General features: G+C 50.8%; 15 protein-coding genes. 7 read left to right on the top strand and 8 right to left on the bottom strand.

Going from position 1 to position 13,562, the window contains the following annotated elements; all coding sequences use genetic code 11:
* Both IEX74_RS22945 and IEX74_RS22940 read right to left on the bottom strand, forming a co-directional pair.
* A partial coding sequence (locus tag IEX74_RS22945; RefSeq protein WP_308421139.1) for a BfmA/BtgA family mobilization protein occupies nucleotides 1–230 on the bottom strand: 230 nt, incomplete at its 3' end.
* Between the two features lie 438 nt (nucleotides 231–668).
* Nucleotides 669–2,534 (bottom strand): type IV secretory system conjugative DNA transfer family protein, encoded by a 1,866-nt coding sequence (locus IEX74_RS22940; RefSeq protein WP_188816434.1) that lies wholly within the window; start codon nucleotides 2,532–2,534, stop codon nucleotides 669–671.
* Between the two features lie 516 nt (nucleotides 2,535–3,050).
* On the opposite strand from IEX74_RS22940, the gene IEX74_RS22935 reads away from it, so the two are divergent.
* A complete protein-coding gene (locus IEX74_RS22935; protein WP_188816433.1) occupies nucleotides 3,051–4,040 on the top strand; it encodes a replication initiation protein in 990 nt (329 codons plus the stop codon).
* 8 nt (nucleotides 4,041–4,048) lie between these two features.
* On the opposite strand, the gene IEX74_RS22930 is transcribed toward IEX74_RS22935, so the two are convergent.
* Together IEX74_RS22930 and IEX74_RS22925 are read right to left on the bottom strand one after the other, a co-directional pair.
* Nucleotides 4,049–4,531: a hypothetical protein gene (locus IEX74_RS22930; protein WP_188816432.1), complete on the bottom strand. Its 483-nt coding sequence runs from the start codon at nucleotides 4,529–4,531 to the stop codon at nucleotides 4,049–4,051.
* Between the two features lie 124 nt (nucleotides 4,532–4,655).
* Nucleotides 4,656–4,985, bottom strand: coding sequence for a hypothetical protein (locus IEX74_RS22925; protein WP_188816431.1), 330 nt, complete (start codon nucleotides 4,983–4,985; stop codon nucleotides 4,656–4,658).
* Nucleotides 4,986–5,078: 93 nt separating this feature from the next.
* On the opposite strand from IEX74_RS22925, the gene IEX74_RS22920 reads away from it, so the two are divergent.
* On the top strand, nucleotides 5,079–5,459 hold the full coding sequence (locus IEX74_RS22920; protein ID WP_188816430.1) for a hypothetical protein: 381 nt from the start codon (nucleotides 5,079–5,081) through the stop codon (nucleotides 5,457–5,459).
* Nucleotides 5,460–5,736: 277 nt separating this feature from the next.
* Here the strand turns inward: IEX74_RS22920 and IEX74_RS22915 are convergent, their stop codons facing one another.
* Nucleotides 5,737–5,943, bottom strand: a complete 207-nt coding sequence (locus IEX74_RS22915; RefSeq protein WP_188816429.1) for an antitoxin VbhA family protein — start codon at nucleotides 5,941–5,943, stop codon at nucleotides 5,737–5,739.
* 145 nt (nucleotides 5,944–6,088) lie between these two features.
* A complete protein-coding gene (locus IEX74_RS22910) occupies nucleotides 6,089–6,403 on the bottom strand; it encodes a hypothetical protein (protein ID WP_188816428.1) in 315 nt (104 codons plus the stop codon).
* Between the two features lie 86 nt (nucleotides 6,404–6,489).
* Between IEX74_RS22910 and IEX74_RS23570 the strand changes: the two genes are divergently transcribed.
* The 5 genes from IEX74_RS23570 (at nucleotide 6,490) to IEX74_RS22885 (ending at nucleotide 12,184) form a co-directional block, all read left to right on the top strand.
* Nucleotides 6,490–6,699, top strand: a complete 210-nt coding sequence (locus tag IEX74_RS23570) for an excisionase family DNA-binding protein (protein WP_373285595.1) — start codon at nucleotides 6,490–6,492, stop codon at nucleotides 6,697–6,699.
* A gap of 174 nt (nucleotides 6,700–6,873) precedes the next feature.
* Nucleotides 6,874–7,992 (top strand): DNA cytosine methyltransferase, encoded by a 1,119-nt coding sequence (locus IEX74_RS22900; protein ID WP_188816426.1) that lies wholly within the window; start codon nucleotides 6,874–6,876, stop codon nucleotides 7,990–7,992.
* Nucleotides 7,993–8,050: 58 nt separating this feature from the next.
* Nucleotides 8,051–9,646, top strand: a complete 1,596-nt coding sequence (locus IEX74_RS22895) for a hypothetical protein (protein ID WP_188816425.1) — start codon at nucleotides 8,051–8,053, stop codon at nucleotides 9,644–9,646.
* Nucleotides 9,647–9,766: 120 nt separating this feature from the next.
* Complete coding sequence (locus IEX74_RS22890; protein ID WP_188816424.1) at nucleotides 9,767–10,213, top strand: very short patch repair endonuclease; 447 nt, start codon at nucleotides 9,767–9,769, stop codon at nucleotides 10,211–10,213.
* Between the two features lie 144 nt (nucleotides 10,214–10,357).
* Complete coding sequence (locus tag IEX74_RS22885; RefSeq protein WP_188816423.1) at nucleotides 10,358–12,184, top strand: ATP-binding protein; 1,827 nt, start codon at nucleotides 10,358–10,360, stop codon at nucleotides 12,182–12,184.
* Nucleotides 12,185–12,240: 56 nt separating this feature from the next.
* On the opposite strand, the gene IEX74_RS22880 is transcribed toward IEX74_RS22885, so the two are convergent.
* The gene (locus tag IEX74_RS22880; protein ID WP_188816422.1) at nucleotides 12,241–13,089 is read right to left on the bottom strand and encodes a DUF5712 family protein; all 849 of its coding nucleotides are present in this window, start codon (nucleotides 13,087–13,089) and stop codon (nucleotides 12,241–12,243) included.
* A partial coding sequence (locus IEX74_RS22875; protein ID WP_308421138.1) for a BfmA/BtgA family mobilization protein occupies nucleotides 13,089–13,562 on the bottom strand: 474 nt, incomplete at its 5' end. The genes IEX74_RS22880 and IEX74_RS22875, both read right to left, overlap by 1 nt.

Raw genomic sequence — 13,562 nt, 5'->3', positions numbered from 1 at the left:
ATAAATCCAATCGTGCGCTTATCGAGGTCCGCCACCTTAGCCGTGAGTTTGGCCAGGCTCGTGGTCAAGTCCGGAGCGGTAGGTTGCTGAGGGTCCGCCTTGGTTACCCGGAAGTACTCCACCATCGCGGCCAGCAGCTTCGTGTTACTCAGTTTGTGCTCCTTGGCTAGCTGTTGCAAAGCTTCGTGCGTCTGGTCATCCGACCGAACGAATTTGGCTGCTGTTGACATATTTGTAAACAATTTAGCATTGATTTTTAGTTACTTAACTTAATCCGTTGACATTACTGTTTACTAATTTTTAAGTAATACACTATAACTACTTGATCATCAGCAGTAATTTAACGAGCAGAACGGTATGAAGCGCAGCGAATAGCGTTCCTGCTCGCTTCTTTCAGAACGGAATCGTTGTTTACCCTGGGGCTGATCGCATTCGCTGGATTCGTCTGGTTACGCCTATAATAGCAAGGTAGAACAAAAGGGAATAAAAGGACAAATACATCCCTCGTTCAGCCTAGCCTCTCCGACTCTTATCCCGCCTGCCTACTCGCTTACCACCACTGCTCACCAACTCACCTACCCCCTTAAACTGGGCTCTAATCGGTGGCCAGCACCTATCCAAACCTTACCCTTCTAGCTAGTCGGGTGGTCGGTGCTGGCCTAGTCAAATTACCATTGGTTTACATCGTTCTCTTCCTCTTGATGAGGGGTACTAGGGGCCTGGTCAGTGGGCGCTTTCTTTACAATTGCAAAACCTTGGCTGTCCTGGGTGGGCTGTTCGGTCAGCTCCTTTTTGGCAATGGCAGAATCTTGGGCCTCCTGCGCGGGGCTGGTTTCCCTGCCTACGATGGCTCGTACTTGCTCCTTAATGGCGGCGAAATTCTGGCGCACCTGGTCGTCGCCTACCTCCTGGAACGAGGCAATTTTTATGGCCTTCGTTGGCTCGGCTCGGAAGGTGCTGCGGAACTCCGGCCGGCCACTCTCTACTACCAGACCCGCGAACTCGCCCACCCCAAAGCGCATCACCTGTTGGGCCTCCAGCTTGTCGCGCTGCTGGATGCTCACCGACTCGCTGGTGCTTTTGGTATGGGTGCTCGGCTTGAAAATATTGACTTGGCGGCTCTTGCTTTTGCCCGCCGTGGTAGACCGATATTCCCGGTCCACCTTGCCAAACATTTTGCTCACCCGTTCCGCCGTGGCCGTGTTGGTGGTGCGGCCCCAAAACTGGTTGCCTAGGTTGGCCAGAATCATCTCGGATTCCTGTCGACTTGTCAGGGCTTCCATCTGGGCCACGTCCTGCACGGCGTACACCGTGGCCACTTTGTTGCTGCGGGCCGTAGCGGGCAGCTGGGCAAAATTGGGGATAAACAGGGTCGGCGCTTCGTCGAGTAGCACCAGGCTGGGCAAGCGGCCCTGCTGGTTCAGCCGCTTGATGGCCGTGGCCACGATGAGCGAAATGAGCGGCGAGAACGTGCTGCTCAGGGCCGGGTCGTTGCCCACTACCAACACGCCCGGCGTCTCGCGGGTATTGAGGTCGAGCGGCACCTGGTCGCCGCTCATCACCCAAAAAATCTCCGGCGAGTTGAGCACGGCCAAGTAATTCTGAATGGTCGAGAAGACGCCCGCAATAGTGTTTTCCGATTTGCTGGCGCTGGCAATCGAGGCAATCAGGCCGCGCACTTCCTCGTCCTGCTGCAAGGTGGTCAGCAGCTGCGGCGCGTCGCTTTCCAGAATCATGCTCACGGCGGCCGGCAAGCTGCACTGCGCGGGGTGGTTGCGGCGCAAGTACCAGATGCACCCGGCCAGCAGCACCTCGCCTGACTGAATCCAGAAATTGCGCTGCTGGGCGGCTTTCGCGTCCAAGTTGGTGATGATGGTGGCCGCGGCCTCACGGGCAAAGCTGGCAGTGGCCAGCAACTCGGGCGCGAGCGGGTTTACCCGGTGGCTGCGCGAGAGGTCAGTGAAGTTGACGTAGTAGGGCGTCACGGTGCCCCCTTGGTAACTGCCGGCTACTTCCTCGGCCAGCGTGGGAAACTTGAAGTCATACACGACGCCCGTTAGACCGGCCGCGCCTGCCTGCTGGATAATGGGCTCAATGATGGACTTGCTTTTACCGCTGCCCGCGCCGCCGGCAATGAAGGTACCCCGAAACGGGTTGCCTAAGCGCACGTTAGGGCCGCTGGTGGTCCGTAGGGTGAAGCTCAGGCCTTGGGCTCCCCTGGCAGCAGTTGTAGCGTCCTGAGGGCTAGAATAAGCGCGGTATATGTTCCAGCCTAACCAGGCCAGCAGCAGCAGCGTGACCAGCCCACTAAGTCCTAACCAGCTCCCGACCACGGAGGCCAGCAGAAACAGGCCCGCAAAGCGCACAAAGGACACCAGTAAGTCGTCGGGGCCTTGGCGTAAGCCGATAGCTTGGTACAAGCCTCGCGATACCTGGGGCAGTATCTGGCGTAGCAGACGAGCCGCTAGCTGAGCGATGGCCGCGTAAACGAGAGCCACGATCAGGTGGCCCAACCAGAAGAAAATTGTTGTCATACCAGCAAGGTAAAAAGCCTGGTGCTAGGCAACGGCTTTAGGCCAAAAGGAGCCAGTAAACGGGGGTACAAGGCCGCACAAACAAGCACAACAGTAAGGAATTATACCATTGATTACCAATAATATATAGTTGTGAAATGCGCGCAAATTACTGGCTTCTAGAACGTTGATGTTTTTGTTTGGGCTGCGCCGCATCGCCCATCTGCAAGTTCTAAAAGCTTTTCCTCGCGCGAAACACAATTGTGTAATTCTCTATTTGTAACTATTTGTTATTTGTAGGGCTCGCAATCATCTAAAAGTCAATGCTTTATACTATCAAAAGATAACTTTTTATAAGCGAAGACTAACTTTTTATAAGCGAAGACTAACTTTTTATAAGCTCCAGAAGGCTCGAAAGCTAACCTTTTATAAGTAGAAGGCTAACTTTTTATAAGCGAAAGATAACCATTTAGTATAACTGTTATATAAAAAGGTTAGCTTTTCAGTATTATTGCTCTGCTTATAGACACCTGCGCTATGAATAAGGAATTAGAAGTTCGTCAAGCAAACGCGCTAACAAATGCGCGTTACGAGTACACGGAAACACAGGCTAATATCTTCCTGGTCCTGTTGTCTAAGTTGCGCAAGGATTCTCCAGACGATGTATATCAGATTTCAGTAACGGAATTAGAAAATCTGACTAATAAGAAGCTTAACTATAAGCAGTTAAGAAACTCGACTGAGGAAATGATGAGTCGGGTACATAAGATCAATACCCACCACAACGGTAAGGAAGTATTTCGCCAACTTGTTCTGTTTAAGAGGATTGATTATATCCTAGGCACCGGCACTATCGAACTGGAATTCAATGAATATGCTGTTCCTTACTTATTCGATCTCAAGGATAATTTCACCTCGTTCCAAGTTCATGCTGCTTTAAATCTTCCTAGCAAGCATGCGAAGCGTATCTATCAGATTTGCAGCCAATGGAAAGACAAGGGCCAAACTAGAAAAGTCGCCATCCTAGACTTGAAAAAGACTCTAGGATTAGCTGACGACAAAGGCAATGAGGAATACACTATCCTAGCAATGTTCAAGAAGAAGGTGCTAGATGTAGCGGTAAAACAAATCAATGAAAAGACGGATCTACACATTGGCTACCAGCTTGAGAAGGTAGGCCGGGCCTTTCAAAACATTGTTTTCACAGTTAGACCTCAAATACCCGCCACTACCATATCATTTGATTTAGTCCCAGACCTAGCTCTTAATGGGCCTGTAGCAACTCAGCACCAAGTTGAAAGCGCTGGACGACTACTCACGCAACTGAGCATTACTACCCCTGCTCTGGTTGAGCAGATTCTAGGCAACCCCTCGCACGTTGCGACCTGCAACAAGTTTGCACACGACTTGAAAACTGGTAAGCATACTAGCGCCCGTTCCCTTTCGGGCCTGCTGCTCACAATGCTTGGCATCAAGAAAGCAACTGCTGGCGGGCCGCTATTTGACAAGCCTACTAAAGCCCGTTAGCCTCACTCCTACTTTCCGAATACTCGCTGCCAAAATCCCTTGCGAGCGGGCTCGGCCATGCGAGCGGCAATTCCTTCAACCAGCTGGGTCAGCTGCTCCACCTGCACCTGCAAGTCGCGGGGGCTGGCGGGTAGTTGCGACTGCGTGAGTTGGCCCTGGCAGAAGGAACGCACATCCTCATTTACAAATTGGCCCATCGTCTTGCCGGCGCGCTGGGCGGTTTTCTCTACGATGGCCCGCGTTTCCAAATCTACTCCCCGAACAGCCCAAACGCCTGTATCGGGAGCCTTACGGGGCCTTCCTCCCTTCGCTTTGGGTTTTGTTTCGTTTTGTTTTGCCCCCTCTGCGGCCGTTTCGGCGGGTGTTATACTTAACTCGGGTTTTGTTTCGCCTACTTCTTCCAGTGTTGGACTCAACTCGGGTTCTGTTTCGGCACTTTTGGCAAGTGTTGTACTTAACTCGGGTTTTGTTTCGTCCAGTTGGGGCTGCATGGTGGTTTTGTTAGACGTTTTGTTGCACGGCTAATCTAGTCACAAATCCCGCAATTTATTTTGTATAACTAAACACCCGGTTTAGTTATCACTTGATAAACCATTAGCTAACTGACTTTTATAGTTAAGGCAACTCAAAGCTAAGCGGGGCCTGCGGGCGCTCATAGCTAATGTCCACCCGATTCAGGCTGTCCCGAATCGAACCTTCCTCCTGCACCTGGATGGAGTCTGGAAATACAAAGTGCTCGCGCAGTTGGGCCGCGTCGATGGGGTCAATAAAGACGTAATGCAATTCTCCCCCTGGATCTGACCACCACCCATCCTCGTGCCACCACTGGGCCGGGCGGTTATCCTGGGCCAGCAGATAGTCGATGACGGGGCGCAAGTGGTCGGTGCGTGGGTCGTGGCCGGGGCCGTGGTCGGTTCCCTGAACGGCTAGCTGTATTTTGGGCATGATATAATTCAGTGCTAGCACTGATGTATTGATATTCATTAGGTATGAACATTTGCTGGCAATCAGTTCATACTTCTATTCAACAAATACATCATGCCAAACGAAGCTTTAGGTACTCGAGAACAAGATGAATTGACTGAAAACACTGATCATTCTGAGGAAAATGCTGAAAGAATCACTGGTGTTAAAAACTTTACAATCAATAAAATAAGTACCAAGGACTTGATTAATCAGGTTCTGCTAGTATTTAGGCCCATACCCGGCCACCACGGAGAGGCAGTGTATGCCCAAAATTATTCTGACCAAGACATCACATTTTCTTACACAAGAACTGTGCATAGTGCACGGCCCACTAGCCACAGGCATACTAAGACAGTATCTGCTGGAACTGAATTGGGTCTAGGTAATACATGTGCTTATGATGTTACCTACACTTCACTTTGCGGCTCGCGTATTAGCTACACGCTAGGCTGAAGTATTAAGAATGCTTTTGAAAAGCCCCTGAGACTACGTTTCAGGGGCTTTTCGATTTTGGTCGGTTTTGGGAAGGCCAGCACGGGTTATTTTTGGGGCTAAGAAAACAGGATTTTTAGTGTAGTAGCGGACGGCTCTTTTTCCCTCTTGTTTCTGGGAATTCTTGCTTAACATAATGTCGCTTCTCGGACACTTCTTGAAATAACTACGGTTTTCGTCCCGTTGCGTCGCGGCGCTCGGCGTGGTACTTTTCCAGTTTGCAGCCTTATTTCTGGGGCTATTTTTCGGGCAAGGGGTAGATGCTCATGGCTTGCTCGGCGGCCTGCTCCAATGTGCATTCGCCCCGCACATACCGCTCGTAGACTTCGCGAGTGGCTGGGGTAATGATAGCTCCCTGCGCCTGGCCAGCCGCGTAGGTTCGTTCCATAATGGCGCGGCGCTGGTCTTCGGTGGCTTCTTGTGGTAAGAAGGTAGGTTTAGTCATAGCATAGTCAGTTGAGTTGTCAAGAACCATATATGTAACAGCTGGTGGGCCTGTAAGATGCCTATTCACTTCCTTCAGCTGCAATTCTCTTCAGACTGCATGGTACTCTGCCTAAGTACTCAGACAGTACCGCAAACTTGCCAGTTTAGCGCTGCTCTAGGATTAGAACCGGGCCTTTTAAAACCTCATCATCATTATCCAAATCGAAAGCGACGCCAGATAACGCTGTGACCGCCTTCATAGCTTTAGGATTTACCTCACCTTCGCAGTCGAACACTGAATAGGCTGTGTAACCTTGTCCGCTGGCAAGCACATCAACCATGCCCGTGGCGCATCCTAACAGAGCAGCTATTCTATTGTTGGCATCAGCAGACCTGCTAATAGCATCTAGGCCCCCTAGCTCTTCGCTAAGTCTTGCCTCTGCAGGCATGCCTGGAATATAGAGAGTGACAGACAGCATAATACGGGATTAAGGAAAGGGAAAGTGAGCCGCTAGAGCAGTCAGCTCCACGCTTATATTTTGGCAATGTTTGGCAATGTTTGCTAATGTTTGCTAATGTTGTGAGCATGAACCTGCACAAGGAGCCACCTAGATACATGAAAGTAGGAGAAGCTGCTGCTTATTTGGGAGTCTCCCGGTCTACGCTGCGCAATTGGGATATTAACGGAAAGCTGCAGGCGCACCGTCACCCGGTCAGCCGCTACCGCATCTATAAGCAGTCAATGCTGGATGATCTTCTTAGCAAGCTAGGCTGATGCTTCATAGGTTCAATAGCCCTGGAATGGCCAGTACTTTTACGCAAGCAAAAAAACTAAGCCTGCTGCTGACTGTATTGTGTAATCCTGAATCAGGCACTTAGGCCCTGACAACTCACAGTAAAAGGCAATGGCATTCAGTACCGTATTGCCTCGCCTCAATTTCAAACAAACATGCAGAAGAACATAAACACGCTATCATTCTTTTCTGGAGGCGGAGGGCTAGACTTAGGCTTCGCTGCTGCCGGCTTTAACATCGTTTACTCTTCTGATATTGATTCATATTCCTGCAAGACTCTTGAATTGAACAGCGGCGCGAAGTCCTACTTTGGCAAGCACCCGGTTGTGTGCGACAGCATAGTGAACGTCACCCCTGAATCAATTTTTGAAGTAACAGGCTTGTCGAAAGGAAAAGTAGATTTTGTTATCGGTGGGCCGCCATGTCAGGCATTCTCTGTATTTGGCAAGCGGAAGGGGCTCGAAGATCCAAGAGGCAACCTTGTGTGGGAATATGCGCGCATAATTGAAGGCGTTGATCCAGAAGGCTTCTTATTTGAAAATGTTGCTGGCCTGAAGAGCATACATGGCGGGAGCCTGTATAAAGAGCTTGTAGAAGAGCTTTCCTTTAATGGCAGGTATGCAGTCTCTGCTTATCAATACCAGATAGCTGATTATGGAATCCCCCAATTCCGCAGCAGGGTTATTATTATCGGCAGCAAGAGAGGCGTCAAGGTGCCCAAAATGGAGCCTACTCATGGTGGGCATGAAGAACCTGTGGGCATGCTGCCGTTTGCAAGCAGCTCTGCTGCGGTTGCTGAATTGAGTAGGCCTTATGTGACTGTGCAGAAGGTGCTGGAAAATATGCCGGAGCCCTCGCTTGAAGGCTCGTTTTACAATCATGTAGGCCGGGAGCACAGCGAACGCATTGTAAGCAGGTATCAAGGCCTGGAATTCGGCGAGAGGGACCCCAAAACTAGGATCAACAAGCTGCACCCCGACCGGCCTAGCTTTGCCATTATCGTAGGCTCCGACAAAGGAGGCGGCAAAGGGCACGTTCACCCTTATACACCGCGGGAGGTGACGCCCCGCGAGTCTGCTAGGCTGCAGACCTTCCCGGACTGGTGGAAATTCCACGGCAATGGCCGCCATGTTATCCGACAAGTGGGCAATGCTGTGCCTGCACTGTTTGGAGGACTGCTAGCTTCTCATGTAGCTGAGCACCTCTTTGGCTGTAATGACACCTTCGGCTATGACCAGCTAGTAGAAAGGCTTGAACTAGATTTCCTGCTGTAACCTAGTTATACACCTATATATTTACCCTCTTATCCGTCAGCTGCCGCTATTTTTAGATATGATCACCGACCTGTTCAGCCATAAAATACACGCCTCATCAGCAGATTGGCCTGAGAAGTTAGTAACCTTGGTTTCTATCTTCTCAGAATTTGATGGCCAGCCATACAACCGGGCTGCAATAGAGGCTAGGCTGCAGCAGATAAGCCCAAGAACAGGCATGGGCTATGAAAGGGATGAGTCTAAATTCAGAGATGAGATAAGCGCTTATCCTTCTTATTTGGGCATTTACCGGCTGGAAATTCAGCAAGGGCGCTGGTATTTCTACTTGAATGAAACAGCCAAACAGCTATTGCTGAGCGAGGAGCCTGATGTTGCCGCGTTCATGCGCTTGCAGCTCTCGCTCTTTCAGTTGCCTAATGGCAAGGGCGGGGTCTATTCTGATCCTGCAGGATTTCATATACAGGCAAATGCTCGGGATTCCGCTTTAGCCTTGATCAGGGGCGGGGTGCAGGTGGCGCCTCTCAGAGTAATATGCAAGGCACTTATTGCCGACGCAGAGCTGCGCAGGGTAGATCTGGCTCAGGCTGCAATTACGGTTGATGAGCTCGCTGCTTTGGTTAATCACAGGCCCATCTATACAGCTGTTTCTCCGCTGCAAACAGTCGTTACTGATGCTTTGCAAAGGGTGCGGAGCGGCAGCATCAATGTGCCGGCAATATTTGAGAACCGCTTCCACATACTAGACCATCTAGAGCTTTTCACTAGGAGTTCCAGCGGCAGAGTGACAACAATTGCGCTGAGGAGAGCTGTGGATGCACTGGATAAATCAGACCTTACTGATAAGATCAGAACTATAGCCAGCTTGGAGGTGGGGTTCAGCAGCTTTGCTGCTGTGCAGGGTGCAACGGATTTAGCAAATCTGATAAAAAGCGGTGAATGGGGCAGGTATTTTGATGGGCTAACTACCCTAGATCCGGAAGCAGTCAAAATTCTGACAAAGGAATGGCAGCCGGAAAGGGTATCTGTTAGTCAGCTTCCTGCTGCTCCGCCAGTGCTGCCGAGCACTCCGGCTTCTCAGCTAGAGCTGCTGCTGCCTCCGCCTGCGGCACCTCAGGAAGCAAGCCGCCAAGGTGAGGCTTCCCCTAGGACTTACCCATTCAAGCAGCGCAGCATAGGCGCGCCAAGCGGTTCCTCTTCTGCAAGGCCAAGCACGGCAGCAGATCCTGAAGTAACCAGGATAAAACGGCAAAGGCGGAATCTAGCGCATCAGCTAATATTGAAGCAGCTGGAAGATCACCTGGAGAGCCTTGGCGCCGAGCCGAAGGAAACTGAGCATATTGACTCATTTGCTAAGATCCCTACAAATGGGCCATTCTTGTTTGAGGTCAAAAGCGGCGGCGAGAATCTGCTTGACCAGATTAGGAAGGCAGTAAGCCAGCTTTATGAATACAAGTTCAGGTATCAGGACGAAATAGCTGAAAGTGACGCCATTACCTTATGCCTAGTCTTGCCGGGCAGGCCTGACGGCATCCCGTGGCTAGAGGATTACCTGTGTGCAGACCGGAACATAGCTGTATGCTGGTTTGAAGAAGATGGAAGATTAGGGTACTTTGAAAAGTATCAGGCGCAAGTTCAGCATCTGCTTGCCGGATAGCAGCCCTGTGTTCTGTTATAAGCGGCTGTAAAAGAGCTGCCTGGAACGCCTATTTCAGGCAGGCGGGTGAACTTATTAGACGGTGCTACTGCTTAGGGGTAAAGCCTAGTCCGCCGCTCTATGGCCGATAAGATAACCCCTGCTGAGCGCAGCCAGAACATGCGTCAGATCCGGAGCAAGGATACGAAGCCGGAAATGCTGGTCAGGCGCTACCTGCATGCGCAGGGCTTCCGTTACCGCCTCCATGACAAGCGCCTGCCAGGAAAGCCAGATATCGTGCTGCCCCGGTTCAAAACGGCCGTAGTTATTCAGGGTTGCTTCTGGCATAAGCATGGGAACGGCTGCGGCATCAGGGCAAAAGCACCTAAATCCAACCTTGCTTATTGGGAGCCGAAGCTGGAGCGCAATGTTCAGCGGGACCGGTTCACGCATGCAGCGTTGCGGGAGGCAGGATGGCAAGTGCTGGTAATTTGGGAGTGCTCACTGGAAAGAAGCGAGCGCGGAGCAACTCTCCACCGCCTCAGTATAGATATATTGGACAATGAAGCAGGCAGGGTGGCCGCTTGAATTATTAACTTCTATCGTCTACTCTTATATAAGAACTGGCAATGTTCGGTCATCAGCGTGTCCATTAATTGTAGGCACCTTGGACTAGCTATCAAATCTAACATGTATTGTAGCTTAGCACTAGAATAGTCTACTTAAATACTTATGTCTGCAATTGCTACTTCAGAACGTGCTCGAACTGCCATCGAGCTAGGAGAAAGCCACTTCCGCGAGTTCAAAAGCGCTCTTGAAGGTGAACCTGGAAAAAAGAAAAAGCGTCCGATTAAAGACATAGCAACTAACATAGCTCAGACCTTAGTTGCCTTTGCTAATGCAGACGGTGGTGAACTTCTAGTCGGGGTAGAGGATTCCGGAGAAGTTACTGGACTTGAGGGGTTTTCTCAGTCAGAAATCGAGCTTCTTAAAGAAGCATCTGTTACTCGTGTCCATAAAGACACTCCACTACCAACTGTACGAAAGACATTAGTAAGTCTTGACAGCCATAATGTACTGTACTTTTCTGTAGCGAAGAGCGTCGAATATGTGCACGTTACATCGGATGGCCGTTGTCTACAAAGGAGGGATCTAGAGTCAGTCCCTGTGTCTTCCGAAGCTGTCCAGTTTGACAGAAGGGAGATACAGTCTAGAGAGTACGACCGAAAGTTCGTTGATGGGGTTTCAGCAGATGATTTGGACTTGGGTCTTGTCCGCATTGTTGCAGACCAAGTCTTAAAAGGAATGTCTGTTGAAAAATGCTTGCAATACCTTGAGCTCGGTGAGTACGGTCTGTCACAACTGAGTCTGTCACAACTAAAATTAAGAAAAGCTGCACTTTTACTATTTGCAAAATCACCAGCGAAATGGCATCCCCGTGTCCAGATACGTATTTTGAAAATAGACGGCGATGAGCTTGGAACAGGCGAGGGTTACAATGCCATATCTGATACTACAATCAATGGCAACATCATTACTCTAGTTGAGGACGCGTGGGAAGCCTTACGGCCTCATTTGGTGCATACTAAATTTGATAAATCTGCGCGATTTGAGCAGAAATCTATCTACCCAGAGCTCGCGTGCAGAGAAGCCTTGTTAAACGCAATAGCACACAGAGATTATTCTGAAGAAGGAAGAGGCATAGAAGTATTTATCTACTCGAATAGGCTCGAAATAAAGAACCCTGGCTCCTTACTTTCATCTATTCGTTTAGAAGACATAGTAAATCAAAAAGGTGCTCATCAGTCAAGAAACACATATATATCGCGTGTATTACGGGAACTGGGGTATATGCGCGAGCTGGGCGAAGGGATGCGGCGGATTTACGAATTAATGCACCGTAATGAGTTAGCACCACCGGTATTAAAAAGCTCATCAGATGGCTTCACTATTACCTTAACGCACCGCCCTCTTTACTCTGGCAAGGATTTATTGTGGCTTAGCCAATTCGAGCAATTTGACCTTGATAGGGAGCAGAAAGCAATCATCCTGCTCGGTCAAGAAGCACGCGTTTTTTCTGCACAGGAGATATGGGATGCTGTAGGAATAGTAGATACGGAGCATTATCGGAAGTTAATGTCTGGCTTAGTTAAGCTAGACATTTTGAAGTCTCAGATAAGCAAAGATGAAGCAAGGAAACTAGCGGCAAAGAAGAAAATACCTAACAAGCAATTTCCAAGGTTCGAGATTTCATTGCCAAAATCAGGTTCTACATCTGTAAAAGCGCAAAAAGCCGACATATCAGATAGTACCCATACCTTATTTATATCAAATCTGTCATTTGAAGCTACAAGATCCGAAGTCTTTGATATTATGACATCCTTCGGAACTGTAGCAAATATTCATTTCCCGCTCTCCAAAGGAAGGAGTAAAGGTTACTGCCTTGTTGAATTTGAAAGCAGCAGTGTTGCTAAAGCACTTCTTGCTTCTGCAACGCCTATTAGTCTTAGAGATAGGAATCTTGTCATTCGTACAGCAACTCCTCGAAAATCAGATTAGCTTTTCTGTTATGTAGCGCGATTTCGGCTAGGTGTTAACTGTGCATTTGAATCTCTTCAAAGTCGGAGCCCTCGAACACGCCGCTTTTCGTGAGTGACAGACTCGGGTACAGCCTGCTGCTGAGGAGACTGAGTGGTCTGCAATGCTAACTGACGTTGGTACTCCTCACGCAAGACCTGAGCGCGAAGTACTGCGCATTCTTCGGGGCTACCGTGTTGCATCGCATGGGCATAGCGAAAGGTTTCCGTTAGGGGCCGCTCGTAGCCGAATAGTTGGTCAAACGCTTGCTCTACCTGCTCCGAGTACTGCTTGCGCTCGAAGCCGCCCGTTACTACCCCGCGCTGCGTGTTCTTGTGGTTGGTCAGCGGACTCAAGTGGTACGGGTTTTTCCGGTCCATCTCGCCGGCCTGCTTGCGCTCGGTGTAGCGGACGAGGTTCTCCGTCCGGCTGACGATGACGTGAATGTGCGTCTGCGGACCGGCCTTCGCCTGGCCCCTGGCCACGTCGCCCACTTGTACCGCCCTGTCCTGGTGGTTCGTAGTGCGCTCGTGCTCCACCTTGGCAAAGTATACTAAATCGCGGCCCTCAATGCCCTTGCCAAAGTTGGCGGCGTACTGCTCCATCGCGGTCCGCGTATAGGCGCGCAGCTTCTCGGGGTCGCTGCCAATATGGCGCAGCTCGGCTTGGCTCGGGGCGAGCACCACCTGGTAATACTTGTCGGCGTCGCGGTTCAGATTACGCTTGTTAGCGTCGAGCGTGGCCACCACTTCGCCTGCGGACACGTCCTCGCGGTCGAGGCTGAACCATTGCCCCTGCACCTCTTTTTCCAGGTAGGCCACCAAGCCGCCGCAGCTGCCCGACCGTTGCCCCAAGCCAGAGCCACCATTGGGAATCTTAGCCACCATTAGGCGGGGCGGGTAGGAGGTGGTACAACCGGCGCGGCAGGTACTGAGGTCGCGGCTGGGGTCAGCAAGTCGGGCTGCAAGGCCAACCGCAGGATACCGAACAACCCGTTTTTAAGAGTGGCTAGCGCGGGGTCCTCCTGGCCTTTGGCGGGAGCGGGCGGCAGGGTCTCCGCCTGGAATTTGGGGGCGAGCTGGCTCGGCACAATCAGGCGGCGCAGCATGCGGGCGTACCACCCGTACAGCTCCTGCACCTGGGCGGGGCGCAGCTCCCCTTGGCTCAGTTGGGCCGGGGCCGGAGTGCTGCTCACCTGCTGCAATGCCTGAACCTGGGCCAGCATAGGCTTGAGGTAGGTCTTTTCCTGTTCGCGAATAAATCCAATCGTGCGCTTATCGAGGTCCGCCACCTTAGCCGTGAGTTTGGCCAGGCTCGTGGTCAAGTCCGGAGCGGTAGGTTGCTGAGGGTCCGCCTTGGT

The organism is Hymenobacter cavernae (genome assembly GCF_014641455.1).
Taxonomy (GTDB): Bacteria; Bacteroidota; Bacteroidia; order Cytophagales; family Hymenobacteraceae; genus Hymenobacter; species Hymenobacter cavernae.
This window is presented reverse-complemented; position numbering and strand designations above follow the sequence as displayed.